General features: G+C 64.5%; 20 protein-coding genes. 11 read left to right on the top strand and 9 right to left on the bottom strand.

The features are described 5' to 3' along the window. The first annotated feature begins 72 nt into the window (after window positions 1-72). The 5 genes from ACE3QM_RS13515 (at window position 73) to ACE3QM_RS13495 (ending at window position 7,575) form a co-directional block, all read left to right on the top strand. Entirely contained in the window at window positions 73-1,407 is a 1,335-nt protein-coding gene (locus ACE3QM_RS13515) for a M23 family metallopeptidase (RefSeq protein WP_048411006.1), read from the top strand. Then, window positions 1,407-2,504, top strand: a complete 1,098-nt coding sequence (locus tag ACE3QM_RS13510; RefSeq protein WP_374422534.1) for an anhydro-N-acetylmuramic acid kinase — start codon at window positions 1,407-1,409, stop codon at window positions 2,502-2,504. The genes ACE3QM_RS13515 and ACE3QM_RS13510 overlap by 1 nt, the downstream gene beginning before the upstream one ends. A gap of 116 nt (window positions 2,505-2,620) precedes the next feature. Beyond that, window positions 2,621-4,918 (top strand): DNA translocase FtsK, encoded by a 2,298-nt coding sequence (locus ACE3QM_RS13505; protein ID WP_374422532.1) that lies wholly within the window; start codon window positions 2,621-2,623, stop codon window positions 4,916-4,918. A gap of 67 nt (window positions 4,919-4,985) precedes the next feature. Then, window positions 4,986-6,074: a ferrochelatase gene (gene hemH, locus ACE3QM_RS13500; RefSeq protein WP_374422530.1), complete on the top strand. Its 1,089-nt coding sequence runs from the start codon at window positions 4,986-4,988 to the stop codon at window positions 6,072-6,074. A 277-nt stretch (window positions 6,075-6,351) separates the two neighbouring features. Then, on the top strand, window positions 6,352-7,575 hold the full coding sequence (locus tag ACE3QM_RS13495) for a branched-chain amino acid ABC transporter substrate-binding protein (protein ID WP_048411010.1): 1,224 nt from the start codon (window positions 6,352-6,354) through the stop codon (window positions 7,573-7,575). Between the two features lie 109 nt (window positions 7,576-7,684). Here ACE3QM_RS13495 and ACE3QM_RS13490 read toward each other — a convergent pair whose 3' ends face one another. The 3 genes from ACE3QM_RS13490 to ACE3QM_RS13480 are packed head-to-tail and all read right to left on the bottom strand — an operon-like array spanning window position 7,685 to window position 9,633. Next, a complete protein-coding gene (locus ACE3QM_RS13490) occupies window positions 7,685-8,500 on the bottom strand; it encodes a crotonase/enoyl-CoA hydratase family protein (protein ID WP_048411011.1) in 816 nt (271 codons plus the stop codon). Further along, window positions 8,497-9,012, bottom strand: coding sequence for a DUF4442 domain-containing protein (locus ACE3QM_RS13485; RefSeq protein ID WP_048411012.1), 516 nt, complete (start codon window positions 9,010-9,012; stop codon window positions 8,497-8,499). Before ACE3QM_RS13485 ends, ACE3QM_RS13490 begins: the two co-directional genes overlap by 4 nt. 36 nt (window positions 9,013-9,048) lie before the next feature. Continuing rightward, on the bottom strand, window positions 9,049-9,633 hold the full coding sequence (locus ACE3QM_RS13480; RefSeq protein WP_231464223.1) for a TetR/AcrR family transcriptional regulator: 585 nt from the start codon (window positions 9,631-9,633) through the stop codon (window positions 9,049-9,051). Window positions 9,634-9,860: 227 nt separating this feature from the next. On the opposite strand from ACE3QM_RS13480, the gene ACE3QM_RS13475 reads away from it, so the two are divergent. The 4 genes from ACE3QM_RS13475 (at window position 9,861) to ACE3QM_RS13460 (ending at window position 17,321) form a co-directional block, all read left to right on the top strand. Next, window positions 9,861-11,912, top strand: a complete 2,052-nt coding sequence (locus ACE3QM_RS13475) for a site-specific recombinase (RefSeq protein ID WP_374422527.1) — start codon at window positions 9,861-9,863, stop codon at window positions 11,910-11,912. Window positions 11,913-12,206: 294 nt separating this feature from the next. After that, a complete protein-coding gene (fliD, locus tag ACE3QM_RS13470) occupies window positions 12,207-13,565 on the top strand; it encodes a flagellar filament capping protein FliD (RefSeq protein ID WP_048411014.1) in 1,359 nt (452 codons plus the stop codon). A 220-nt stretch (window positions 13,566-13,785) separates the two neighbouring features. Then, complete coding sequence (locus ACE3QM_RS13465; protein WP_231464228.1) at window positions 13,786-14,784, top strand: LD-carboxypeptidase; 999 nt, start codon at window positions 13,786-13,788, stop codon at window positions 14,782-14,784. 104 nt (window positions 14,785-14,888) lie between these two features. Then, a complete protein-coding gene (locus tag ACE3QM_RS13460; RefSeq protein ID WP_374422524.1) occupies window positions 14,889-17,321 on the top strand; it encodes an alpha/beta fold hydrolase in 2,433 nt (810 codons plus the stop codon). A 74-nt stretch (window positions 17,322-17,395) separates the two neighbouring features. Here ACE3QM_RS13460 and ACE3QM_RS13455 read toward each other — a convergent pair whose 3' ends face one another. Continuing rightward, window positions 17,396-17,848, bottom strand: coding sequence for a MarR family winged helix-turn-helix transcriptional regulator (locus tag ACE3QM_RS13455; RefSeq protein WP_231460800.1), 453 nt, complete (start codon window positions 17,846-17,848; stop codon window positions 17,396-17,398). Between the two features lie 70 nt (window positions 17,849-17,918). Between ACE3QM_RS13455 and ACE3QM_RS13450 the strand changes: the two genes are divergently transcribed. Next, entirely contained in the window at window positions 17,919-19,109 is a 1,191-nt protein-coding gene (locus ACE3QM_RS13450) for an MFS transporter (protein WP_048411018.1), read from the top strand. Between the two features lie 169 nt (window positions 19,110-19,278). Here ACE3QM_RS13450 and ACE3QM_RS13445 read toward each other — a convergent pair whose 3' ends face one another. Next, window positions 19,279-20,418 (bottom strand): sulfite exporter TauE/SafE family protein, encoded by a 1,140-nt coding sequence (locus tag ACE3QM_RS13445; RefSeq protein WP_374422521.1) that lies wholly within the window; start codon window positions 20,416-20,418, stop codon window positions 19,279-19,281. 124 nt (window positions 20,419-20,542) lie between these two features. Between ACE3QM_RS13445 and ACE3QM_RS13440 the strand changes: the two genes are divergently transcribed. Then, window positions 20,543-20,818: a metal/formaldehyde-sensitive transcriptional repressor gene (locus ACE3QM_RS13440; protein WP_048411117.1), complete on the top strand. Its 276-nt coding sequence runs from the start codon at window positions 20,543-20,545 to the stop codon at window positions 20,816-20,818. 385 nt (window positions 20,819-21,203) lie between these two features. On the opposite strand, the gene ACE3QM_RS13435 is transcribed toward ACE3QM_RS13440, so the two are convergent. From ACE3QM_RS13435 to ACE3QM_RS13420, 4 genes are all read right to left on the bottom strand, one after another. Further along, window positions 21,204-22,013 (bottom strand): MetQ/NlpA family ABC transporter substrate-binding protein, encoded by an 810-nt coding sequence (locus ACE3QM_RS13435; RefSeq protein ID WP_048411020.1) that lies wholly within the window; start codon window positions 22,011-22,013, stop codon window positions 21,204-21,206. A 66-nt stretch (window positions 22,014-22,079) separates the two neighbouring features. Next, a complete protein-coding gene (locus ACE3QM_RS13430; RefSeq protein ID WP_048411021.1) occupies window positions 22,080-22,766 on the bottom strand; it encodes a methionine ABC transporter permease in 687 nt (228 codons plus the stop codon). Continuing rightward, window positions 22,766-23,503, bottom strand: coding sequence for a methionine ABC transporter ATP-binding protein (locus ACE3QM_RS13425; protein WP_048411022.1), 738 nt, complete (start codon window positions 23,501-23,503; stop codon window positions 22,766-22,768). Before ACE3QM_RS13425 ends, ACE3QM_RS13430 begins: the two co-directional genes overlap by 1 nt. A gap of 389 nt (window positions 23,504-23,892) precedes the next feature. Next, window positions 23,893-25,728, bottom strand: coding sequence for a SurA N-terminal domain-containing protein (locus ACE3QM_RS13420; RefSeq protein ID WP_374422516.1), 1,836 nt, complete (start codon window positions 25,726-25,728; stop codon window positions 23,893-23,895). Window positions 25,729-25,853: the final 125 nt, after the last annotated feature.

The following is a 25,853-nucleotide window of genomic DNA, read 5'->3' as shown; positions in this document are numbered from 1 at the left end:
GCCGCAAGGCCTGTGATTGGCGCACATACGGAACGACAAAGGTTGGCGATGCCAGCCTTTTTTAAGTGAACGATGGATTATCGCAAACTGCTACATATCCCGCAAAACTGCTTCCACAAGCTGGTGAACAATCACCTGAGCCTGCTGGGCATAGCCGCTTCGCTGCCGCTGTTCGGCATGGCCACCGCCTTTGCCGTGGCCCAGAACGGCGCCCAGCCCGCCAAGCCGGAAGTCTTGCAAAAAGAAGTGACCGAGCAGCTGAGCCTGCCGGCCTTTTCCTTCAGCGAAAGCGCCACCCGTTACTGGCGCGACGAGGCGATCCAGCGCGGCGACACCATCGCCCGCGTGCTGAACCGCCTGGGCATCCGCGACAGCGAGGCCAACCGCTTCCTGCATTCCAGCCCGCTGTCCAAGGATTTGCTCAAGCTGAAGACCGGCGCCACGGTGTCGGTGCAAACCAACGATCTGGGCGAATTGTTCGGCCTGCGCTTCCTCAACGACGATGAAAACGGCGAACAGGTGCTGGTGGCCATCGAGAAGGTCAACGGCGAATGGCAGGCCAGCGCCGATCCCATCGCCACCGAAGCGGTGCAGACGGTGCGCTCGCTGCCCATCACCCGCTCGGTCAGCGCCGCGCTGGCCAAGGCCCAGGTGCCGCGCGACATCCGCGCCCAGCTGACGGAAATCTTCGCCGACCAGTTCAACATCAACTCCCTGGGCAAGGGCGACCGCATCAATCTGGTGTACGAAACCCTGCTCTACAACGGCGCGCCCATCGCGGCCGGCAATCTGTTGGCGGTGGAAATCAAGCGCGCCGGCAAGCTGCACCAGGCGTTCTACTTCGCCCACGACAGCGAATCCGGCGCCTACTACGACGCGCAGGGCAAGCCGATCAAGCAAGGCTTCAGCCAGCAGCCGGTGGCCAATGCCCGCATCAGTTCCGGCTTCGGCTTCCGCAAGCACCCTATCTTGCGCTCGCTGCGCCTGCATTCCGGCGTGGACTACGCCGCCGCCTCCGGCACCCCCATCATCGCGCCGGCCGACGGCACCCTGGTCAAGGTGGAGCGCCAGAACGGCTATGGCAATATGGTGGAAATCCGCCACAATCAGAAAATGACCACGCTGTACGCGCACATGAGCCAGTTCGCCAAGGGCGCCCGCGCCGGCAAGAGCGTCAAGGCCGGCGAAGTGATAGGCTATGTCGGCAGCACCGGCCGCTCCACCGGCCCGCATCTGCACTTCGAAGTGCGGATCAACGGCCAGGCGGTGGACCCGGCCACCAACGCGCTGCCGACGCCGGGACTGAGCAGCACTCAGCTGGCTGAATTCAAATCCGGCAACCGGCAGTTGACCGCTCACCTGCAATTGCTGCGCGAGCTGCCCACCAATATCGCACTGCTAGACTGATGAATGAACGCTTGATCGGACTGATGTCCGGCACCAGCCTGGACGGCGTCGACGCCGTGCTGGTGCGTTTCGACGAACAGGGCGCGCCCAGCGTCGAGGCCGACCACTTCCTCGCCTATCCGCCGCGGCTGCGCGAACAGGCGCTGGCGCTGCAAGCCCGCGGCGACAACGAGCTGGACCGCGCCGCCAGGCTGGCCAATGAACTGGCCGAGCTGTACGCCCAGGCGGTCAACGGCCTGCTGGCCGCGCAAGCGCTCACGCCGGCGGACATCGCCGCCGTCGCCTGCCATGGCCAGACCATACGCCACGCGCCGGACGCCGGCTACACCTGGCAGGCCGGCAATATGGCCCGCCTCGCCGAATTGACCGGCATCGATGTGATCGCCGACTTCCGCAGCCGCGACCTGGCCGCCGGCGGCCAGGGCGCGCCCTTGGTGCCGGCCTTTCACCAGGCGGTATTCGGCGCGCCGCGGCAAGGCCGCGTGATCTTGAACATCGGCGGCATCAGCAATCTGACCCGGCTGCACCCGGATCTGCCCGTCATCGGCTTCGACTGCGGTCCGGGCAATATGCTGATGGACGCCTGGTGCCAACGCCATCAGGGCAGTCCCTACGACGCCGACGGCCAGTGGGCCGCCCAGGGCCAGGTGGACGCCTCGCTGCTGCAGACATTGCTGGCCGAGTCCTTCTTCCTGCAGCCGCCGCCCAAGAGCACCGGCCGCGATCTGTTCGACCTGCCCTGGCTGGAGCAGAAGCTGCTGGGCCGCCATGTGCCCGCGGTCGATGTGCAGGCCACGCTGCTGGAATTGAGCGCGCTCAGCATCGCCCAGGCCATCACCCTGCACTGCGCGAGCAACCAGGCGGTGTACGTCTGCGGCGGCGGCGCGCGCAATAGCGCGCTGATGCGCCGCTTGGCCGCCTTGCTGCCGCAACAGCGCATCACCGGCACCGCGGAACTGGGCCTGCCCGAGCATCAGGTCGAGGCCGCCGCCTTCGCCTGGCTGGGCTGGCGCTTTCTGCGCCGCCTGGCCGGCAATCTGCCGGAGGTAACCGGCGCCGCCGGCGAACGCGTGCTCGGCGCACTGTATCCCCGCTAAGCGTTTCAACAGGGAACGCCATCAAGTCTTGTCAGCAAAGTTGAATACATTCCGACACGCTTAAAGCAGGCGTGTCAGGCTATAATCAGCGACAGTCATAGCCGAACAAGAGAAAAATGCGACTTTTCAAGCGCAAAGCCGTAGTCAAGAACAATCAAACGCCCTTGCCGCCGCAGCTGGCCTCGCTGCTGCGCGAGGCGTGGTGGCTATTGATGGCCGTATTGGCCGTCTACCTGGTCTTGGTGCTGGCCAGCTACTCCTCGCTCGATCCCTCTTGGTCGCACAGTTCGTCCGATCCCACGGTGCGCAATTACGGTGGCGCTTTCGGCGCCTGGCTGTCCGACATGCTGCTCTATGTGTTCGGCCTGTCCGCCTGGTGGCTGGTGGTGTTCTGCCTGGTGGCCATCGCCTGGGGCTATCAGCGCATGGAAACCCTGGGCTTCAAGCTCAATCCCATCACTGTCGCCGCCATCGGCGGCTTCCTGCTGCTGCTGTTTTCCAGCGCCAGCATAGAAGCCATCATCCTGGCGGAGAAGGCGCTGAACCTGCCGCTGTCCGCCGGCGGCATGTTCGGCCATTTCATCGGCCTAGGCATCGCCCGCGGCCTGGGCCTGTCCGGCGCCTATCTCTTGCTCAGCGTGCTCGCCGCCATCGGTTTCTCGCTATTCACCGGCCTGTCCTGGCTGGACATCATGGAACGGCTGGGCGGCGCGCTGGAAGACGGCGCGCTCAAGCTGTGGCAGCAATGGCAGGCGCGCCGCGACCGCGAGATCGGCAAGGAAATCGCGCAGAAGCGCGAGGAAAAGATCACCACCGCGAAAAAGAAGAACGAGGAAAAAACGCCACTGCGCATCGAGCCGCCAGTGCTGGACGTGCCGCTGTCCACCAAGGCGCAGAAGCCGGTGCAGCAATCCTTGTTCGCCGATCCCAAGGATGGCGCGCTGCCCGGGCTGACGCTGCTGGAAGCGCCCAAGGAACAGCAGGAGCCGGTGTCGCAGGACACCGTGGAATACACCTCGCGCCTGATCGAGCGCAAGCTGGCCGACTTCGGCGTCGACGTCAAGGTAGTGGCCGCCTATCCCGGCCCGGTGATCACCCGCTACGAAGTGGAACCGGCGGTGGGCGTCAAGGGCGCGCAGATCGTCAACCTGATGAAGGACCTGGCGCGCGCGCTGTCCCTGGTGTCCATCCGCGTGGTGGAAACCATTCCGGGCAAGACCTATATGGGCCTGGAGCTACCCAACCCCAAACGCCAGATCGTGCGGCTGTCGGAAATCGTCGGCTCCGACGGCTACCAGAACATGGGATCGCGGCTGACCATGGCGCTGGGCAAGGACATCGCCGGCCAGCCGGTGTCGGCCGACCTCGCCAAGATGCCGCATGTGCTGGTGGCAGGCACCACCGGCTCCGGCAAATCGGTGGCGATCAACGCGATGATCTTGTCGCTGCTGTACAAGTCCACGCCCAAGGAAGTGCGGCTGATCATGGTCGACCCCAAGATGCTGGAGCTGTCGATCTACGAAGGTATTCCGCATTTGCTGGCGCCAGTGGTCACCGATATGAAGCAGGCCGCCAACGCGCTGAACTGGTGCGTGGCGGAGATGGAACGGCGCTATAAGCTGATGTCCAAGCTGGGCGTGCGTAATCTGGCCGGCTTCAACCAGAAGATCAAGGACGCCGACAAGGCCGGCGAAAAGATCCCCAATCCCTTCAGCCAGACGCCGGAGATGCCCGAGCCGCTGGACACCCTGCCGCTGATCGTGGTGGTGATAGATGAGCTGGCCGACCTGATGATGGTGGCCGGCAAGAAGATAGAAGAACTGATCGCGCGGCTGGCGCAGAAGGCGCGCGCCGCCGGCATCCATTTGATCCTGGCCACCCAGCGGCCGTCGGTGGACGTGATCACCGGCCTGATCAAGGCCAATATCCCGACTCGCATCGCCTTCCAGGTGTCCAGCAAGATAGACAGCCGCACCATTCTGGACCAGATGGGCGCGGAAACCCTGCTCGGCCAGGGCGACATGCTCTATCTGCCGCCGGGCACCGGCTACCCGGTGCGGGTGCACGGCGCCTTCGTCGCCGACGAGGAAGTCCATCACGTGGTGGAATTCCTGAAGAGCACCGGCGGGCCGGACTATGTGGAAGGCATCCTCAGCGGCCAGAGCGACGGCGATGACGGCGTCGCGGCCGGCGGCGATGGCGAGGCCGGCGGCGAAGCCGATCCTCTGTACGACGAAGCGGTGGCCATCGTGCTGAAAACCCGCAAGGCGTCGATCTCCTCGGTGCAGCGCCATCTGCGCATAGGCTATAACCGCGCCGCGCGGCTGATCGAGCAGATGGAATCCGCCGGCCTGGTGTCGGCGATGGAAAGCAACGGCAACCGCGCGGTGCTGGCGCCGTCCCGCGAAGACTAAGACTAAGCCAGTCGCCCCCAAACCCGGCCGGGCGTCATGCCGCCCGGCCTCAACCAAGAGGTCCCGCATGGCGGATTTCAAGCCCGAACCCCCGTTTCGCCACGACTACACGCCCAAGACCGGCGTGCTGCTACTCAATCTGGGCACCCCGCAAGCACCCACCGCCAAGGCGCTGCGCCCTTATCTGAAGGAATTCCTGTCCGACCGCCGCGTGATCGAGATCCCGCGCGCCATCTGGTGGCTGATTCTCAATGGCGTGATCCTGAACACCCGCCCCGCCCAATCCGCCAAGAAATACGCGGCGATCTGGGACAGGGACGGCTCGCCGCTCTACACCCACACCCGCAAACAGGCGGCGCTGATCAAGGGCCAGTTGGGCGAGATGGGCTTGCGCGACCTGGTGGTGGATTTCGCCATGCGCTACGGCGAGCCCTCGGTGGAAAGCGTGATCGCGCGCATGCGCGAACAGGGGGTGGAACGGCTGCTGGTGCTGCCCTTGTATCCGCAGTACGCGGCCTCCTCCAGCGCCACCGCGCTGGACCAGGTGTTCCGCGCGCTGATGAAGCTGCGCAATATGCCGGAACTGCGCACCATCCGCCATTTCCACGATGACCCCGGCTATATCGCCGCGCTGGCGGCGCAGGTGCGCGCCCATTGGCTGGCCCACGGCCGCGGCGACAAGCTGGTGATGAGTTTTCACGGCGTGCCGCGCTTCACCCGCGACAAGGGCGACCCCTATCACTGCGAATGCCAGAAAACGGGACGCTTATTGGCGGAAGCGCTGGGCCTGAGCGAGCAGGAATACCAGATATGCTTCCAGAGCCGTTTCGGCCGCGCCGAATGGCTACAACCCTATACCAGCGAAGTGCTGAGCAAACTGGGCAAGGATAAGACCGGCAAGCTGGACATTCTCTGTCCGGGCTTTGTCGCCGATTGCCTGGAGACACTGGAAGAAATCGCGATGGAGGGCAAGGAAACCTTCCTCAGCCACGGCGGTGGCGAATATCGCTACATTTCTTGTTTGAATGAAAACCCGCAATGGATTCTCGCGATATCGACTATGATCAAACAGAATCTGGCCGGATGGTGCGAAGCCCAGGCGGAAAACGCCCCACTGAGGCAGCAGCGCGCCAAGGCGCTTGGCGCCGAAAATTAAACATGCGCCCGACAAAAACAAATCAAATTAGCATTTAAATACAATGCACTAAGTAAAAACCAACGCCACCTGGTCATTTTTCCAGGTGGCGTTTGCGCTTTAGACACACCATTAGCAGAAAAGTTTAACGATAGTTGTGCTACTCCCCGGTTTCGACATTGACACTCGCGTAAACAGCTACCCATAATCAAACGCAACCAGCGGTCATTTTCACATTTCCGCTGGCCACAAAGAGATGACTAGAGTCTACAGAATAGAGAATCAGGGGATACATCACATGAACAAATATGTCCGCCTCAGCGTCATTGCCGCTGCCGCCATGACCCTGGCCGCTTGCGGCAAGCAAGAGCAACCGGCCGCCAACCAGGCTGCGTCGGCCCCGGCTCAAACCGCGGGCGACGGCGCCGTCGTCAAGATCGGCCAGGTATCGCCGATGTCCGGTCCGATTTCCCATCTGGGCAAGGACAATGAATACGGCGCCAAGCTGGCGATCGCCGATCTGAACGCCGCCGGCGTCGAAATCGGCGGCAAGAAACTCAAGTTCGAACTGGTGTCGGAAGACGACCAGGGCGATCCGAAAATCGGCACCCAGGTTGCGCAGCGCCTGGTGGACGCCGGCGTCGCCGGCGTGGTCGGCCACCTGAATTCGGGCACCACCATCCCCGCGTCCAAGATCTACTCCGACGCCGGAATTCCGCAGATTTCCCCGTCCGCCACCAACCCGGACTACACCAAGCAGGGCTTCAAGACCACCTTCCGCGTGATCGCCAACGACGTGCAACAAGGCCGCGCGCTAGGCGAGTTCGCCGCCACCGGCCTGAAGGCCAAGAAGATCGCCATCATCGACGACCGCACCGCCTACGGCCAGGGCCTGGCCGATCAGTTCGAAGCCGCGGTCAAGGGCAAGGGCGCCGATGTGGTGAAGCGCGAGTTCACCACCAACACCGCCACCGACTTCAACGCCATCCTGACCTCGATCAAGTCCGCCAAGCCGGACCTGATCTTCTACGGCGGCATGGACGCGCAAGCCGGCCCGCTGGCCAAGCAGATGCAGCGCCTGGGCCTCAAGGCCAAGCTGATGGGCGGCGACGGCTGGCAAACGCCGGAGTTCATCAAGCTGGCCGGCGAGGCTTCCGACGGTCAGTACGCGTCCAGCTGCGGCGTGCCGCGCGACAAGATGCCGGGCTTTGCCGCCTTCAACGACAAGTTCAAGAAGCAGTTCAACACCGAGGTGCAGATCTACGCGCCGTACGAGTACGACGCGGTGATGGTGCTGGTGGACGCGATGAAGCGCGCCAAGTCCACCGACCCGAAAACCTATCTGGCAGAAGTGGGCAAGACCAGCTACACCGGCGTGACCGGCAAGATCGCCTTTGACGACAAGGGCGACATCAAGAATGGCGCGGTCACCGTGTATCAGGTCAAGGGCGGCAAGTGGGAAGTGGTGTCCACCGTCGGCGGCGAAGCCGCCGCCGCGCCGGCCGCCAGCGCCGCCCAATAAGCTCCGCACGCAGCAAAACCCAGAAGAGGCGCCATGCGCCTCTTTTTCTTTGCGCGCCGCCAACAAAAATGGCGCCCGCGGGCGCCATCGACAAACAGCCCCGTCGCGCTCAGTCGCGGAACTGCGGCGCCTGGCCGCTCATCATCGCCATGCCGGCCTTCTGGATATCCTCGGAAATCAGCATCGCCGCGTTCCAGGCCGCCACGTAGTTGAGGCCGTCCGCCACGGTATGGTCGCGGCTGTAATTGAGCACTTCCTTGCAGCCGCGCATCGCCAGCGGCGATTTGGCGGCGATCAGCCGCGCCGATTCCAGCGCCGCCGCCAGCACCGCGTCGGCATCCGGCAGCACCCGGTTGACCAAGCGCATGGCCAGCGCCTCTTCCGCCGCCACGTCGCGGCCGGTCAAGGCCAGCTCGCGCGCCAGGCCTTCGCCCACCACCCGCGGCAGACGCTGCAGCGAACCCACATCGGCCACCATGCCGACATCGATCTCGCGCACCGAGAACACCGCGTTCGCGGCGGCGAAACGGAAATCCGCCGCCAGCGCGATATCCAGGCCGCCGCCGACGCAGGCGCCGTGCACCGCGGCGATCACCGGCTTGGCGCAGCGCTCCAGGCTGTTGACGCAATCCTGCAAATCCAGGATCAAGCGGCGCAGTTTCTCGCGCTTGCGCGCCTCGCAGTCGTCGGCAATCGCCGCCTGCACGCCCATCAGCATGGCCAGGTCGATGCCGGAACAGAAATGCCGGCCCTCGCCGGCCAGCACGCCCACGCGCGCCTCCGGCGTCTGGTCCAGCCATTCGAAGGCCGCGCGCAAGTCCTGCCACATCTGACGATTCAGCGCATTGGCCTTGTCCGCGCGTTTGAAGCGGATCAGCGCCACCCGATCGTTCAGCTCTATGCCCACCGTTTCCAGATTGATCATGCCGCCGCTCCTTGTTCCGGGCGCTTCTTGGGAATCCACGCCCACAGCATTTCACACTCGATCGGCGCCTCGCCGGATTCGTCGGTGACCTGCACCGGCACCAGCACCTCGCCCTTTTCCGTATCGTGCATCAGTTGGATCTGCTCCAGGCTCAGGCTGGCCACCGCGCGCATATCGCCCTGCGAGCGGCGCACATAGTTGACCTTCATCGACTTGAGCAGCATCAGCTTGTCGTCCGGCATATTCATGCCGACGACGAAGCCGGTCGAAGTCTCCGCCAACAGCGCCATCGCCGCGGCGTGCACGCCGCGGATATGGTTCTGCACCTTCTTGCGGTTGCGGATGGACACCGTCAGCCGCTGATGGCCAACGTCCTCGAAACGCAGGCCGGCGGTGGACAGAAACGGCACGATCTTGCCGAACATCATGCTGAGCACCGTGCTGCGCAGGCCGGCGGGCAGCTTGCCCACCTTGTCGGCAATGCGGCTCATGCTGTTTTTCTTGTATTCCATATAGCGCCCCTCTACTTGTTATCGTGATTACCGCACTCAATGTCCGGGCAAGCCCAGCACCGCGCGCACCTGCCGCTTGATGGTGTCCAGCGCGCCGTCGTCTATGCGCGCCAGTTGCAGCGCGCCCTGCAAGGCCGAGAACAGCATCATGCCTATGGCCTCCGGCGTGCCGGCGTAACGCATCTGGCCGCTGGCCGCGCCGCGCCTGGTGATGTCCACCGCCCATTGCCGCATTTCGTCGATGAAGGCGGCCGCTTCCCGCTGCATATCCTCGGGCAGGGTCAGGAACTCGGTGCTGAGGATGCCGCTGGGACAGATCTGCCTATGCTGCCGGTAATAGCTGTCGCTGAGGCCGAAATACGCCTCCAGCTGCGCGCCGGGATCCAATTCCGCCTGCTGCTCGATGAAACGCCGGAAGCGGCGACGATAGCGCTGGATCAGCGCCACGCCCAGATCGCTCTTCTTGGGAAAGTGATAATGGATGGCGGCGTTGCGCACTCCCAGTTCACTGCTGATGTGCTGATAGCTGAAGGCATTGAAGCCACGGCTGAGCAGCAACTGCTCGGCGATGTCCAGAATGCGCTTGCGGGTGTCGGTCTTGGGATCGGAGCCTTGAGTCATGCGAAGCACTCTACTTACTGGTCAGTAAGGTGTCAATTGCACGATTTTACAAGTAAAGCTGGAAACTGAATCAATCGTCCCCATCTCTAAACCCCGATGCCTATCCAAGACGCCCTTGGGCGAGCGCCGCCGGCGCCGCGCCCGGAAAATCCGCCCGCTTGCGCCTACCATTAGGTCATGGGCCCCAATCCCGCCCCACCACCCACTGCACCCTAAGCCACACCTAGATGAGCGAAAACATTGATTCCCCCAGCCTGGAACAGGCGCTGCGCCAGATCGGCCAATCCCCTTCCCCGCTGGACGCGCTGTCCGCGCTATTGCAATGCCTGCGTCCCGACGACGCCGACAAGCCGCAGCAGGCGGTAGTCAATCTGCAGGCGCTGTCCTATCTGCTGGAACACAGCGCCGACGACCGCGCGGCCCTGCGCAAGGCCTTGCTGCAGCTGCTGACCGAAACCCGGCAGATCCCGCTGTACACCGAATGCGGCATCCTGGCCAACGAGGGCTTCGGCTCCACCCTGCTGCGCCGCGTCGGCGAACGCATCCTGCCCATGCCCTACAAGGCGGATTCGCTGCAGGACCGCTTCAGCCGGCTGTTCAGCTGGAAACAGGATTATGTGTGGCTGGCGACGATACCCGACTCCACCTGGCACGCCTTGTGGCGGGCGATGGCTTGGCAGGAAAACGACAATGCCGACGGCTGGCAGCAGACTCGGCTGCAATTGCTGGAATCGGTGCAAGTGCTGTCCGCCCAGATCACCGCCATCGGCCTGGAGCCGGAGCTGGTGCGCATCAACCCGGACATCGAGCGCTTCGAATCGCCGTTTCTCAATCTGAACGCCGAGGTGCAGCGCTATGTCGACGGCTACCGCCGCGACCTGATCGAGGGTCTGGAGCGCGCGGAAGACGACAAGCATGTGCAGGTGCTGCTGGACCAGTGCGAGAACATACTCAACAAGGTGCGCAAGAACGCGCGCCGCTTCGGCATCTCGGTCAACCTCACCTATCACGGCCTGCGGCTGGCGCAAAGCATTGCCCGCATCCGCGCACTGCTGGCGATACTTGACCCGGAACACGATCCGGCCACCCAGCCCCATTTGTTCCAGCTCATCGTCACCTTCGCGCGCGCGGAAAACCGCAAATACAGCCTGCGCGATCTGTTCAAGTCCAATGTGGAACTGCTGGCGCTGCAAGTCACCGAGCACGCCGGCCGCCACGGCGAACACTATATCGCCGAGAGCCGCCAGGAATGGACCGGCATGGCCAAGGCGGCGATGGGCGCCGGCCTGATCGTCGGCTTCATGGCATTGATCAAGCTGATGCTCAGCCGCGGCCACCTGCCGCCGCTGTGGGAAGGCATCTCCTTCGGTCTCAACTACGCGCTGGGCTTCATCATCGTGCAGATCCTGCACCTGACCATAGCCACCAAGCAGCCGGCGATGACCGCCGCGCGCATCGCCGCGGTGCTGCACGAGAACCACGGCCACAAGAAACAGCTGGAAGACCTGGCCGATCTGGTGGTCAAGGTGATGCGCACCCAATTCGTCGCCATCCTCGGCAATGTGCTGCTGGCCATTCCCACCGCCGGCCTGATCGCCTTCGCCTGGCAGGCAGCCTTCGGCGCGCCGGTGGTGGACGTGGCCAAGGCGCAGCGCCTGATGCACGATATCGATCCCATTCACAGCCTGGCGCTGCCGCACGCCGCCATCGCCGGGGTGTTCCTGTTCCTGTCCGGCCTGATCGCCGGCTATTACGACAATAAGGCGATCTACCGCCGCATCCCGGAACGCATTTCCTCCCACCCCGGCCTCAAGCGCCTGCTGGGCGAACACCGCGCCTGGAAACTGGGCAGCTATATCGAACACAATCTGGGCGCGCTGGCCGGCAACTTCTACTTCGGCATGTTTCTGGGCCTGACCGGCACCATAGGCTTCATCCTCGGCCTGCCCATCGACATCCGCCACATCACCTTCTCCGCCGCCAACCTGGCCTTCGCCACCGTGGCGCAGGACTTCCAGCTGCCTCTGGCCACGGTGCTGCTGGGCTGCGCCGGCGTGGCGCTGATCGGCCTGACCAACCTGGCGGTCAGCTTCTCGCTGGCGCTGTGGGTGGCGCTGCGTTCGCGCAAGCTGTCCGGCAGCCTGCTGTGGCCGCTGGTGCCGATGCTGTTCAAACGCTTCCTCGGCGCGCCGCTGTCCTTCTTCCTGCCGCCCAAGAGCCCGCCGCCGGAGAACGGCGGCGAAGCCGGCGATGCCGCCGAGGCCAAGCACGGCCCCTAGCATCGAAGGAAAGCCCGGGCCGCGGCGGCGTCAACCCATGGCCGCGGCCCGCGTTATGACGGAAACCACACCGTCGGTGATTTCGCGCGCCGCGCTAAAGTCCTGACTGGAATGGTCGATAAGTATTCATCCGCGCGCCGCGCGCCGCCTTCTACAATGGAAGCTGCGGCGTCAGCCCGCGCCGGCCTGGCAGCCGGAAGCAGCACCGTGATGGACGCATTACGACAACAAGATTCTTGAATCTCTAGCATTGCAGCGCGCCCATGGCAGCGGATCGCGCGGGGAGAAGTCGTCATGGCATCCATTACCACCAGCGTTGGACCGCTGGACGTTCAAAGCATCGTCAGCCAGCTGATGTCGGTCGAATCTCAGCCGCTGACGGAAAGCCAGAACCGGGTCAGCAACTATCAGTCGCAGCTCAGTTCCATCGGCCAGATCAGCTCGGCGCTGTCCGGCCTGCAGACCTCGGTCACCGCCATGGCCTCGGGCAGTTTCCTGCAGCAGTTCCAGGTCACCTCCACCGACAACACCATCGCCACCGCCAGCACCACCTCCGGCGGCGTGGCCGGCAATTACGCGCTCAACGTCACCCAGTTGGCGCAGCCGCGGCAATTGGTGTTCGACCAAACCTCCGGCGGCCAGGCCATCACCGACCAGAACGCGGCGCTGGCCGGCGCGCCCAGCGCGCTGAGTTTCAACATCAACGGCACCACCAGCACCGTGCAACTGGGCCAGAACGGCTCCACCATCTCGCTGTCCTCCATCGCCGACAGCATCAATAGCGCCGGCATCGGCGTCAACGCCTCGGTGGTGCAGTACAACAACAACTACTCGCTGGTGCTGGCCTCATCGCAATCCGGCCCCGCCAACGCCTTCAGCATCACCGCCGGCGGCAGCGATAGCGGCACCACCTCCGGCAACACCCTGGCCGGCCTGGGCCAGAGCAGCTCCGCCGTCAGCGAGTCGGCGGCGGCCCAGGATGCCCACCTCACCGTCAATGGCGTCAACGTCTCCTCCAGCAGCAACACCCTGAGCAATGTGATCAACGGCGCCACCGTCAATCTCAACAAGCTGGGCCAGGCGACGCTGAACATGAGCCAGAACACCGCCAACGTCACCTCGACGCTGCAAAGCTTCGTCAGCGCCTACAACCAAGTGATCAGCTCCAGCAACTCCGCGCTTGGCGGCAGCATGAAGAACAATAGCGATGTGATCGGCCTGCAAGAACAGCTGGCCGGCCTGCTCAGCACGCCGGTGCCCGGCGTCAACGCCACCAGTTCTTACGCCTACCTAGCCCAGGTCGGCATCACCCAACAGGCGGACGGCACGCTGAAACTGGATTCCACCGCCTTCACCACCGCGCTGACCGCCAATCCCAGCGCCGTCGCCAATCTGTTCGGCAACGCGCAGAACAATGGCTACGCCAACACCTTCAACACCGCCATCAACAACCTGCTGGGACCCAATGGCATGATCACCACCGACCAAGGCGACATCAACACCAAGATCAGCGACGAAACCAATCTCCAGTCCCAGCTCAACAACCAGCTGGCCAATGAGAAGAGTTCGCTGCTCAACCAGTACACCACGTTGAACAGCGAGTTGTCCGCCATGCAGCAGTCGACTTCCAGCCTGGCCAATCTGCTCGCCTAAAGAACCTGCTCCAAGCCCTCCGCGGCGGCGGCGCTCGGCGTCGCCGCCGCGTTTGCCGTATACTGGCGCAACTCACGCAGCCCCGCGCTGTCGAACCCCGTTTGCACCGGCCTTTCCGGCCCCGGATTCAATGACTGCCCGCATTCAATATTCTCGTCGTCAATTACTCCAGATGGGCGCGCTCAGCGCCGGCCTTGGCCTCTTGCAAGGATGTCGCACCATGGTTGATCAAACCCTTCCCGCTCCGACCGTTGCCGCCGGCAGCAGCCTCTACTTCACAGCCTGCTCCGGCCCGCTGCCGGACGCGCGCCAAAAACAGCTGGCGGTGGAACGGCTGCGCCAGGCCGGCTACCAGTTGGAAAACGTCCAGGCCCTGGACCGCCGCGAGCAGCGCTTCGCCGGCAGCGACGCGCAAAGGCTGGCCGACCTCAACCAGCTGATCTCGCGCCGCCGCGCGCCGCAGCTGCTGGTGGCCGGCCGCGGCGGCTACGGCGCAACCCGCCTGCTGCCGCATATCGACTACGGCCGGCTGTGTCCGCTGCTGCGCGAATCCGGCAGCCAGCTGATAGGCTATAGCGATTTCACCGCCATCCAGCTGGCCCTGCTGGCCAAGGGCGGGCTGGGCAGCTTCGCCGGCCCCATGGTCAGCGACTTCGGCGCCAAACAAGCCAGCGCCTTCACCCTCAACGAATTCCTGACCACCACCACCACCGCCAACCGCCAGCTGCGCGTCGACACGCCGCAACGACACAACGCCAGCGGCGAGGGCATTTTCTGGGGCGGCAACCTCAGCGTGCTCAGCAGTCTGGTCGGCACTCCCTACCTGCCGGACATCAAGGGCGGCCTGCTGTTCCTGGAGGATGTCGCCGAGCAACCCTATCGCATCGAGCGCATGCTGCAGCAGCTGCATCAGGCCGGCGTGCTGGCCAAGCAACGCGCCATTTTCATCGGCGATTTCAATATGAACCGCCAGATCGACATCTACGATCCCGGCTACACCCTGGACGCGGTGCTGGCGGAAATCCGCCGCCTGACCGGCCTTCCGGTACTGACTGGCATTCCTTTTGGTCATGTCCACGACAAGACCACGCTGCCGCTGGGCTTCCCGGCCCGCTTCAGCGCGGACGGCGGCGGCCTGACGCTGCAGTTCTTCGACTACCCGGTAACGCCGGCCAATCCCCAGCAAAAAGAATTGCTTAGCGCCACCGCGCCGTTCTAAGCCCGCGCTTGGCCGCCGCCGCCCGCGCGCGGCGCGCCTTGACGCTCCGGCGAGACTAGGGCAAGTTTTTCCGCTTGCCCCTCATGCCCCGCCAGGAGCCCCGCATGCCTCGTCGTTTTCCGCTGCTTGTCGGCGCGCCGCTACTCTTGGGCGCGCTCGCGCTGCCCGCCGCCGCCGGCTATCAAACCCCGCCCGCCGAACTGCAGGCGCTGGTGGACGCGCCGCGCCCGCCACTGCAAAGCCTGGGGCCCAAGCGCCAAACCCTGCTGCAGATCCAACGCCCCGGCCTGCCCGGCATCGCCGATGTCGCCCAGCCGGAACTCAAGTTGGCCGGCCTGCGCCTCAATCCGGCGATGCGCGCCGCCAGCCGCTTCGACTTCGGCAACGCGCTCAGCCTGCTGGACCTGAACCACGGCCGCAGCCGCGCGGTGCAAGGCCTGTCCGCCCACGCCCGTATCGCCGACAGCGCCTGGTCCGCCGACGAAAGCCGCGTCGCCTTCAGCCTGTGGGGCGCCAAGGGCGTGGAGCTCTGGCTGCTGGACGTGGCCAGCGCCCGCGCGCGCCGCCTGGGCGATTTCCACCTCAACGCCGCCACCGGGCCGGGCTTCGCCTGGCTAGGCCAACAATTGCTGGTCAAGCTGGTGCCCGCGCGCCAAGGCCCGGCGCCGCGCGCGCCGGCCGCGCCGGACGGCCCCAATATCCAGCAAAGCGAGGGCGGCGCGCTGTCGCAGACCCGCACCTACCCCGACCTGCTCAAGACCGCGTACGACGCCGACCTGCTGGACTACCAATTGCAAAGCCAATTGGCGCTACTCGGCATGGACGGCAAACTCAGCCTCATCGGCCAGCCGGAACGCTATCTCGGCGTCAGCGGCGCGCCCAACCGCCAATATCTGCTGACCACCCGGCTGCAACGCCCCTATTCCACGCTGGTGCCGCTGTCGCGCTTTCCCAAGCGCATCGATGTACTGGATCGGCAGGGACGCATCGTGCGCACCGTGGCCCAGCGGCCGCTGCTGGAACGCATGCCTTCCGGCAATGACGCGGTGGAGGCCGGTCCGCGCGAAGTGGCCTGGCGCGCCGATGCGCCGGCCAGCCTGTTCTGGGTCGAGGCATTGGACGGCGGCGACCCTGGCCGCGCCGCCGCCGAGCGCGACGCGCTCTTTCTGCAAGCCGCGCCCTTCCAGCAAGCGCCGCGCCAATGGCAGCGGCTGGCCAGCCGCTTCGTCGACATCCGCTGGGGCCGCGGCGACCTGGCCCTGGTGCGCGAACACTGGTGGAAAACCCGGGAATTGAAAGTCTGGCGCGCGCGCCCCGATCAAGACGCCGCGCCGGAACTGCTGAGCAGCCGCAAATCCGAAGACCGTTATAGCGACCCCGGTGAGGCCGCCACGGTCAGCAATGCCAATGGCCAGTTGGTGCTGCAGACCACGCCGGACGGCAAGGCCATCTACCTGCTTGGCGATGGCGCCGGCCCGGATGGCGACCGCCCCTTCGTCGACCGCTACGCGCTGGACGACAAGCGCGCCACCCGTTTGTGGCAATCACGGGCGCCGTGGTTCGAACAAGCGCTGGCGCTGCTGGACGACAAGGCAGGCCAGTTGCTGCTCAGCCGCGAATCTCCGTCGCAGCCGCCCAACCTCTACCGGCTGGAACCAGGCCGGCCGGCCAGCCTGGCCATGCTGACGCATATGCCGCATCCGACGCCGCAGTTGCAGAACGTGGGCAAGCAGTTGCTGCGCTATCGCCGCGCCGATGGCGTGGAACTGACCGCCACCTTGTATCTTCCGCCCGGCTACCAAGCCAAGCGCGACGGCCCGCTGCCGCTGCTGATGTGGGCCTATCCCACCGAATTCAAAACCGCCGCCGCGGCCAGCCAGGTGACGGAATCGCCGTACCGCTTCAACCGCATCAGCTATTGGGGGCCGCTGGCGATGCTGGCGCGCGGCTACGCGGTGCTGGACGACCCCGGCATGCCCATCGTCGGCGAAGGCGACAAAGAACCGAACGACAGCTATCTGCCGCAACTGAAAATGAACGCCCAGGCCGCGGTGGACGAAGTGCTGCGCCTAGGCGTGGCCGACCCCGCCCGCATCGCCGTCGGCGGCCATTCCTACGGCGCCTTCATGACCGCCAATCTGCTGGCGCACACCCGGCTGTTCCACGCCGGCATCGCCCGCTCCGGCGCTTACAACCGCACGCTGACGCCCTTCGGTTTCCAGTCGGAAGAACGCAATTTCTGGCAGGCCAAAGCGGTGTATCAAACCATGTCGCCGTTCAACTACGCCGAACAGATCAAGGACCCGCTGCTGCTGATCCATGGCGAAATGGACAACAACCCCGGCACCTTCCCGCTGCAGAGCGAGCGGTTGTACCAGGCGCTACAGGGCCTGGGCGCCACCGCGCGGCTGGTGACGCTGCCGGCGGAAAGCCATGGCTACCGCGCGCGTGAGTCGATACTGCATATGCTGTGGGAGCAGGATCGCTGGCTGGAACGTTATCTGGGCCGCGCCAGCGCGGCGAAGACGCCCGGCTGAGCCGCGGGCAAGACAAGGCCTTGCGCTTGAAGCCGCGGCGCGCCCGCTGGCGACGACAGGCCTCGAGCGGCCTCTCAGGCGGCGGGATCGCGCGCGGCGGCGGACAGCCAGCGCCGCACCGCCGCCTCTTCCTCCTCAGCAAAGCCGGCTAGCAGCGCCTCGTCCAGCGCGTGCACCCGTTCGCGGCAACGCTCCAACAAGGCCAAACCCTGAGCGCTGACGTCGATGTGGAGGATGCGGCCATGTTCCGCGTGCCGCCGCCGCGTCACCGCCCCTCTCGCCTCCAGATTGCCGACGATCACCGTGACCGTTGGCGCGGTCAGCACCGCGATGCGGGCGATGTCGGCATTGGAACAGCCGGGATAGGACGCCAGCATCGTCAACACCGTGAACTGCGGCGGCGTGATGTCCAGATCGGCCAAGGCCCGCTCCATCCGCAAGCGATGCGCCGCAGCGGCCTGACGCAATAGATAACCCAGGCGCCCTTCCGGCCCGCGTTTGTCCTCGCCCGCCTCCGGCAATGACATTTGCCTATTGCGCATAATGTTAGACCTCTAATATTATCTTAGAACTCTATCATTGCACGGAGCCGTCAAGATGTCATCCGCCCCCAAGCACGCCGCCAAGTGGCTGCCCATCGCCTGGTTCACCATTTTCCTGGTCGGCACCGACTTATTCGTCATCTCGCCGCTGCTGCCGCTGATCGGCCGCGAACTGGGCTATCAACCCGCCTCTCTCGCCGTGCTGGTCAGCGCTTTCAGCCTGACCTACGCCATCGCCTGTCCCTTGCAGGGACGCCTGGCCGAGCGCTGCGGCGCGCGCGGCGTGTTGCTGTTCGGCATCGCGGCCCTCGCCGCCGCCAATGCCTATACCGCGCTGGCCACCAGCCTTGCTCATCTCTTGGCCAGCCGCGTGCTGGCGGGATTCGCCGCGGCCTCCATCTCACCCATGCTTTACGCCCTCGCCGCCGAACATGCCGAAACGGAGCGGCGAGCCTCCCGCATGGCTCAGGTCAATTCCGGGCTGGTGATCGCGCTGGGACTGGGCGCGCCTTTCGGCCTGCTGGTCGGCGATATCGGCAACTGGCGTCTGGTCTTCCTCGGCCTGGCCTCGGCCTTGACGCTGATGCTGCCGCTCAATATGCGCGCCTGGCGCACGGCCGGCGGCCCGCCGCCGCGCGCCGCTCAGGGCGCGGCCGCCGCGCCGGAAAGCCTGCTGCAAGCCTGGCCGCATCTGCTCACCATGACCGCCTGGGCATCCAGCGTCTACGCCGGTTACACCTTGTTGGCCACCGCGCTCGGGCGGGAACACGCCGCCGACGCCGGCCACATCGCCGCGCTGCTCAGCAGCTTTGGTTGCGGCGCCGCGCTGGGCGTGCTGCTGGGCGGCAAGATCGCCGATCGCATCGGCTCATGGCCGATGGTGCAAGCCGCCTTGCTGGCGATGAGCGCCATCTTCGCCGCCCTGGCCTGGCTCTGGTCCGCCGCATCGCTGCCGGTACTGGCAGCCGGCCTGTTCTTGCTGGCCTTGAGCGCCTACGGCTTCTTCCCCGCGGCGCAAGCCCATGCCGCGCAACACTTCCCCCGCCGCCGGACCACGGTGCTCGGCATGATGAGCAGCGCCCTCTACCTGGGCATCACTATCGGCGCCGCCGCGGGCGCTCAGCGCTTTCAACACGCCGGCATGCCGGCGGTGCTATGCCTGTCCGCCGTGCTGGCCGGTCTTGGGGCGCTGGCCGCGCGCGCCCACGGCCGGCGGCAAGGCCGCCCAAGCCCGCGCATAGCCTGAGAACCTGTTCAAGGTCTGCTGCGCTTCGTGAGGCGTCGCTCGGTGAGTACGAGCTCAAAATGCTTATGTACCACGAGTACATTCCGCTTTTTCGCTCGTTTTCGCCTTGTCTCGCTCCTGCTCGCGAGATCATGAACACGTCCTGTGAAGCGCCGTATCTCGGCCGCGCTCAAGCCGCCAGGCCGCTCACGGCCTGCGCGGCCATGGCCAAACCAACCACCAGCATCAGCCCGGCCGACAGATAAGGCGCGCGCCGCGCCCACTCGCCCACCCCGCCGAAGCGGGCATCAGCCTTGCGCACGCCCCAAGCGGCCAGCAAGCCGACGCTGACCAGCGCCATGGCCAGGCCCAGGCTGAACGACGCCACCAGGGTCGCGCCCAGGGAAAAATGCTTCAGATGCAGGCATAACAGCAGAATGGTCACCGAGGCTGGGCACGGTATCAGGCCGCCGGTCAGGCCGAACAAGGCGATCTGGACATTGCCGACCTCACGGCCGGCAAAGCGCCGCTGGATCTGCTCGGCGTGAGCCCTCTCATGAGCATCCTGATAAATCGACACCGTTTCCGGCCCACGCCGCAGGCTCTTGGCCGGCCCCGCCTCCGCCGCGCGACGATAAGGCCCGGCCTGCGCCGCGTCGAGCGGTGACGTCAGCCGCAGCGGATAATGGTGCGCATGGCCGCCATGAGCCAGCCGCAAGGCCCCGATACGGGCTCCCGCCGGCAACGGCGCGCTCAACAGATACTCCCCCTCAGTTTCGAAACCGGACTCGCCCGCGCGGCCATCCAACCGCCACTCCAGCGTCAGGCCCTGTCCAGCCGGCTTTGCTCGCCGCAGTCCGGCGCCATACTGGTACAAGGCCACGCGCGCGACCGTCCCCGGCAGAAGCACGACCTCCAGCAAGCCGTGCCCGGTATCTATCATGCGGCCGCCATGAGGCGCTTGCCGCATCGCCCGTGCAGCCAGATTATCGCGCCAGGTGCGCCACAACATCCAGCCCGCCACCGTCAAGACCACCACGGCCGAGAACAACATCAAATACGGCTCGGCCTGCTCCGCGATCAGCTGATTGCCGTATTTGAGCGCCAGCCCCGCCAGCAGCCACACGATCAAGGAATGCGACAGGGCCGCGCACAAGCCCAGCAGCACCGCCTGGCCCAGACTGCCGCGGATGGCGATGATGAAGGACGCCATCATGGTCTTGGAATGCCCTGGCTCCAGCCCGTGCAGCGCGCCCAGCAGAATAGCGGATGGAATGAACAGCCAGAGATTGATGTTTCCTTGTTGAATCAGCTCGGCGATTGGCGGCATCTGTGACCTTCTCTACAATGAGTTCCGTTTGGCCGCCGCGGCGGGTTCGCATCCACGCCCCGCGGCAGAATGGTGTTCAATATACTATACCCCAGTATATTACCAAGAAAAGGAAACCGCGCGCATGCCGCACACCGTGAAAGACAAGAAAAAGCTATTGACCCGCGTCCGCCGCATCAAGGGCCAGGCCGAAGCGCTGGAGCGCGCGCTGGAACAGGAAGTCGATTGCTCGGCGATATTGCAGCAGATCGCCGCGGTGCGCGGCGCCGTCAACGGCCTGATGATGGAGGTGATGGAGGGCCATCTGCGCGAGCATCTGGGCCCGGACGCGGCCGATCCCGCGCAACGCAGCCGGGACCTGGAACAGGTGGTGGGCGTCTTGCGCTCCTATCTGAAATAAGAGCCCCTGACAAAACCGCGCAGCGCCCCTGAACCAAGGCGCGCCGACGCAGACAGTACCAGTAGTGCGACAAGGAGGCGCAACGCAGGATCAGGGATTTTGTTAGCGGGTCTAAGAACCTGTTTACGATCTGCTGCGCGTCGGCGGGATGGATAGAAATGGGCGTTGAAACCGAGCTCAAAATGCTCATGTACCGCTTGTACATTCCGCTTTCTCAACGGTTTTCGCCTTGTCTCGCCCTAGCTCACAAGATCGTAAACACGTTCTAAGCGCGCAAAAAAATTGGGAGGGCTAAGCCCTCCCATCAAGTCTTGTAGCCAGGAGTGTTACAAGAAATCCTGCGCCGCCGGCCATCCGCCCGCGGCGCGTCAATAAGCGATCGCGCTTATTTCCAGTTCTGCGGCAGCTTGTAGCCCGCGTATTTCTGCTTGGCGTAAGCCTGGAAGGCCGGCGAGTTGTAGGCCGCCACCACATCCTTGGCCCAGGGCTTGCCGGCGTCCGCCGCGCGCACCACGCCCCAGTTCACATAGGCGTAGCTCTTTTCCTGATACACCGCCTCGGTCAGCTTGATGCCGGAACTGGTGGCGAAATTGCCGTTGATCACCGCGAAGTCCACGTCGCTGCGCGAACGCGGCAGTTGCGCGGCTTCCAGCGGAATGATCTTGATCTTCTTCACATTGACGGCGATGTCGCGCTCGGAAGCGGTCAGCGGATTGATGCCTGGCTTCAGCTTGACCCAGCCCAGGTCGGCCAGCATCACCAGCGCGCGGGCGAAGTTGGACGGATCGTTGGGCGCGGCCACGGTGGAGCCCACCTTGACGTCCTTCAAGGCCTTGACCTTGCCGGCGTAAACGCCCAGCGGCGCGGTCGGCACTTGGAACGCCTCTTTCAGGCTCAGCTTGTGCTCTTTGGCGAAGTTGTCCAGATAGGGCTTGTGCTGGAATACATTCACATCCAGCGCGCCTTCCTGCAAGGCCAGGTTCGGACGCACATAGTCGGTGAATTCCACCAGCTTGACCTTATAACCCTGCTTTTCCAGGATGGGCTTGATCGACTGCTTGACCATATCGCCGAAGTCGCCGACGGTGGTGCCGATCACGATATCCTTCTTGGCCGGGTCCGCCGCCAGCGCCGCGCCGGCCACCGCCAGTCCCAATACCGAAGCCGCCACTGCCTTGATCACGAATCTGCGCATCTGTTTCTCCTGCTTGTCATTGATAGATAAAGGGTTCACCCTGCCGGCGCCAGGCGCCGGCGGATGTCAACGTTTGTCCAGCTTGGCCGCCAGGCGGTTGCCCAGCAGTTGAATGATCTGCACCAGCGCCACCAGCAGCAGCACCATGGCCACCATCACATCGGTCTGGTAACGGTAATAGCCGTAACGGATCGCCAGATCGCCGATGCCGCCGCCGCCCACCACCCCCGCCACCGCGGTATAGCTGAGGAAGCTGATGGTCAGGATGGTCAGGCTGGAAATCAGGCCGGAACGGGCTTCATTGATCAGCACCTTGCAGATGATCTGCAGCGGGCTGGCCCCCATCGCCTCGGCCGCTTCCACCACGCCGCGCGGAATCTCGCGCAGCGTCTGCTCGACCAGGCGGCCGAAATACGGAATCGCGGCGAAGGCCAGCGGCACCGAGGCGGCGATGGGGCCTATGGTGCTGCCCACCAGTACCCGCGTCAGCGGCACCAGCGACACCATCAGAATGATGAAGGGGAAGGAACGCACCAGGTTCACCGTCCAGCCCAGCACGCCGTTCAGCGCGCGGTTGGCGAATTGCTGACCCGGCTGGGTCAGATAGAGCACGATGCCGAGCGGACCGCCCAGCAAGATGGCGGCGCTCAAGCCCAGGCCCAGCATCACCATGGTTTCCTGCAGCGCCTGCCAGATCTCCGGTCCCATGCTCACCAGGTTCTGCACGGCTTCGTTCAGGGTTGCGGCATCCATTACGCGGCCTCCAGCAGCGAGCGCGCCAGATCGGAATCCGCCGCCACGACATTGTTCGACACTTCCACCACTTCCACCACCCGGCCGGCGTCCAGCGCCGCCGCGCGGTGGCAGATCGCCCGCACCACGCCCATTTCATGGGTGACGATGACGATGGTGACGCCAAAGCGCTGATTGATGTCCTTCAGGCACTCCAGCACCGCTTGGGTGGTTTTCGGGTCCAGCGCCGAGGTCGGCTCGTCGGCCAGGATCACCTTGGGATTGGGCGCCAGCGCGCGGGCGATGCCGACACGCTGCTTCTGGCCGCCGGACAATTGCGCCGGGTAATGGTTGGCGCGGTCCAAGAGGCCCACCACTTCCAGGCATTCATTGACGCGCTTGTCGATATCCGCCTTGGACCAGCCGGCCACTTCCAGCGGAAAGGCGACATTGCCGGCCACGGTGCGGTTGGCCATCAGATTGAATTGCTGGAACACCATGCCGATGTTCTGGCGCGCGCGGCGCAGCGCCTTGGCGGACAAGCTGGTCAGGTCTTCGCCGTCGACGATGACCGCGCCGTGGTCCGGGCGTTCCAACAAATTGATCAGCCGCAGCAAGGTGGACTTGCCGGCGCCGGAAAAACCGATCAGGCCGAAGACTTCACCCGGGCGGATGGTCAGAGAGGTTTCCGTCACCGCGTCGAACCAGCCACCCTCGGGGTGGCGAAACCGCTTGCGGACATTCTGTAGATGAATCATTCCAAACACTCCAAAAGCACAAGGCCCGCCGATTGGAGCCGGCGGGCCTTGCATGGGAATCTTCGGAATCACTGCTGAATCGAGATTGCTGTAAGCAGATGCTGGATCACGTCCTGGGTCTGCTTACCCACGCTTTAGCTGTTTTACGCCCGCAAGCTGTGTTCAAATCGGCGACTGAATTTGTTTATGATTGAACATCTATTTTCGTTTCCAGTCAATACCCGCCACCCAAAAAAACCGGTATTTGTCGCATCCGACGCCAAAGTCGCCATCTTTTAATACTAGGGGTTATAAGCAAATAAGCAAAGCACGCGCGCCCAAAGCGCCAGCACAATAAAAAACCGCCGTCAGCAATCGCTGGCGGCGGTCCATTTGGCCTTGCGCCGAACTTACTGCGCGTCGGCCAAGCCTTGCTTGCCCATGGTGACGCTGTACTTCTGGCGCAGGGTATCCAGATAGCTGGACAGCTGGGCATTGGCGTTCATCTCGCCCAGGATGGCGCCCAGCTGGCCACGCTCGGCCTCGCTGGCGGCCGGAGCCGGGATCACTTTGTCGATGCGATAAAGCGCGTAATCGCCGTTGTCGCGCTTGGCGCCGGCGAAAGCCGGCAGCTTGCCCACCTGGGCGGCGAACACCGCGCGCGCATCGGCGATCGGCAGACCGGCCGGATCGCGGCGCAGCACGGTCTTGGCTTCGCCCCAGGCCTTGCCCTCGCCCTTGCCCGTCTTCAGCTCGGCCAACAGCGCCTGCCCCTTTTTCTCGGCCAGCTTGGCGCCTTCCTTGGCCACCAGCTCCGCCTTGATCGCGTCGCGCACCTCGTCCAGCTTCTGCTGGCGTTCCGGCTGATGATCGGCCACGCGCAGCACCAGCAGGCGGCCATTGCCGATGTCCACCGGCTCGCTATTGTGCTTTTTCTTCAGCACGTCTTCGCTGAACGCCGCTTCCAGCACTTTCGGGCTGTTGAGCAATGCGTCCGTCGCCGGCTTGTCGCGCCCCAGCCAATCCGAATGCTGCGGCTGCAGCTTCAGCTGTTCCGCGATCGCTTTCAGCGAATCGCCCTGCTGATAAGCCAGTTCGGCCAGCTTGTCCGCCTGAGCGCGGAACAGGCTGCCGGCCTGCTGACGCTGCAGCTTCTCGGCAATCGCCGCCTTGACCTCGGAGAAGTCGCGCGACTTCACTTCCGCCAGCTTGATGATGTGATAGCCGAAGTCGGTGGCGATCACCTCGCTGATCTGGCCCGGCTGCATGCGGAACACCGCGTCGTCGAAGGGCTTGACCATCATGCCGCGATCGAAGAAGCCCAGATCGCCGCCATTGGCGGCGGAGCCCGGGTCTTGCGACTTGGCCTTGGCCAACTCGGCGAAGCGGGCCGGATTGGCGCGCACTTCCTTCAGCAAGGCCTCGGCCTCGGCCTTGATCTTGGCCTTTTGCTCCGGCTTGGCGTCCTTGGGCACGGTCAGCAGGATGTGGGACGCGCGGCGCTGCTCATTGCTGAACTCGGCCTTGTGCTGTTCGTAGTACTTCTGCAGCTCGGCGTCGCTGGGCTTGACACTCTGCGCCAGCGCATCCTGGGACAGCAGCACGTAGTCCAGCTTCACCTGCTCCGGCAGGCGGAAGCGCTTGGCGTTGGCGTCGTAGTATGCCTTGAGCGCGGCGTCGTCGGTCTTGACCTCAGCGGCGAAGTCCGCCGGCTTCAGCAGCAGCGCGCGCACTTCGCGGCCCTCGCCCAACAAGCCGGCCAGGCGGCTGACCACGGTATTCGCGACGAACTCGGTGCCGGCGATGCCGGTCAGCTGGCTTTGCAGCACGATGTCGCGTTTGACCTGGGTTTCGAAGGCCTCGGGCGACGGATAGCGGTTCTGCAGGAATTCGCGGTAGCGTTCCGGGCTGAATTTGCCGTTGTCCTGGAAGGCGGGAATGGAGGCGATGACTTTGCGCAACTGCTCGGGGCTGACGGTGACGCCACGGTCATGCGCGTCGGACAGCAGCAGTTCTTGGCGGATCAGGTTTTCCAGCGCGGCCTGGCGGCTGGCGGAATCGGTGGGCTGGCCTTCCAATGCCCGATCCAGATCGCGCTTGTAAATCTTGGCGGAACCCACCTTGGCGAGATAAGGGTCGTCGGAAGCTGCTTCATAACTGCCCACGCCGAAGCCCACGAAGGTCAACGCGACAGCTCCCAAGACAACCTGAATGAAGACTTTATTGTTCTGGACAAACTCGAACATGGCGATTGGCTTGAGCCACCCTTGTCAAAAAAAAAGGTGAACGCTGTAGTTCGTTCACCTTTTTGTGAGTTCTGGCGGAGCGGACGGGACTCGAACCCGCGACCCCCGGCGTGACAGGCCGGTAT

The organism is Chromobacterium sp., assembly GCF_041912965.1.
GTDB lineage: Bacteria > Pseudomonadota > Gammaproteobacteria > Burkholderiales > Chromobacteriaceae > Chromobacterium > Chromobacterium aquaticum.
The sequence above is the reverse complement of the archived record's forward strand: the minus strand, read 5'-3'. Positions and strand labels throughout refer to the sequence as shown.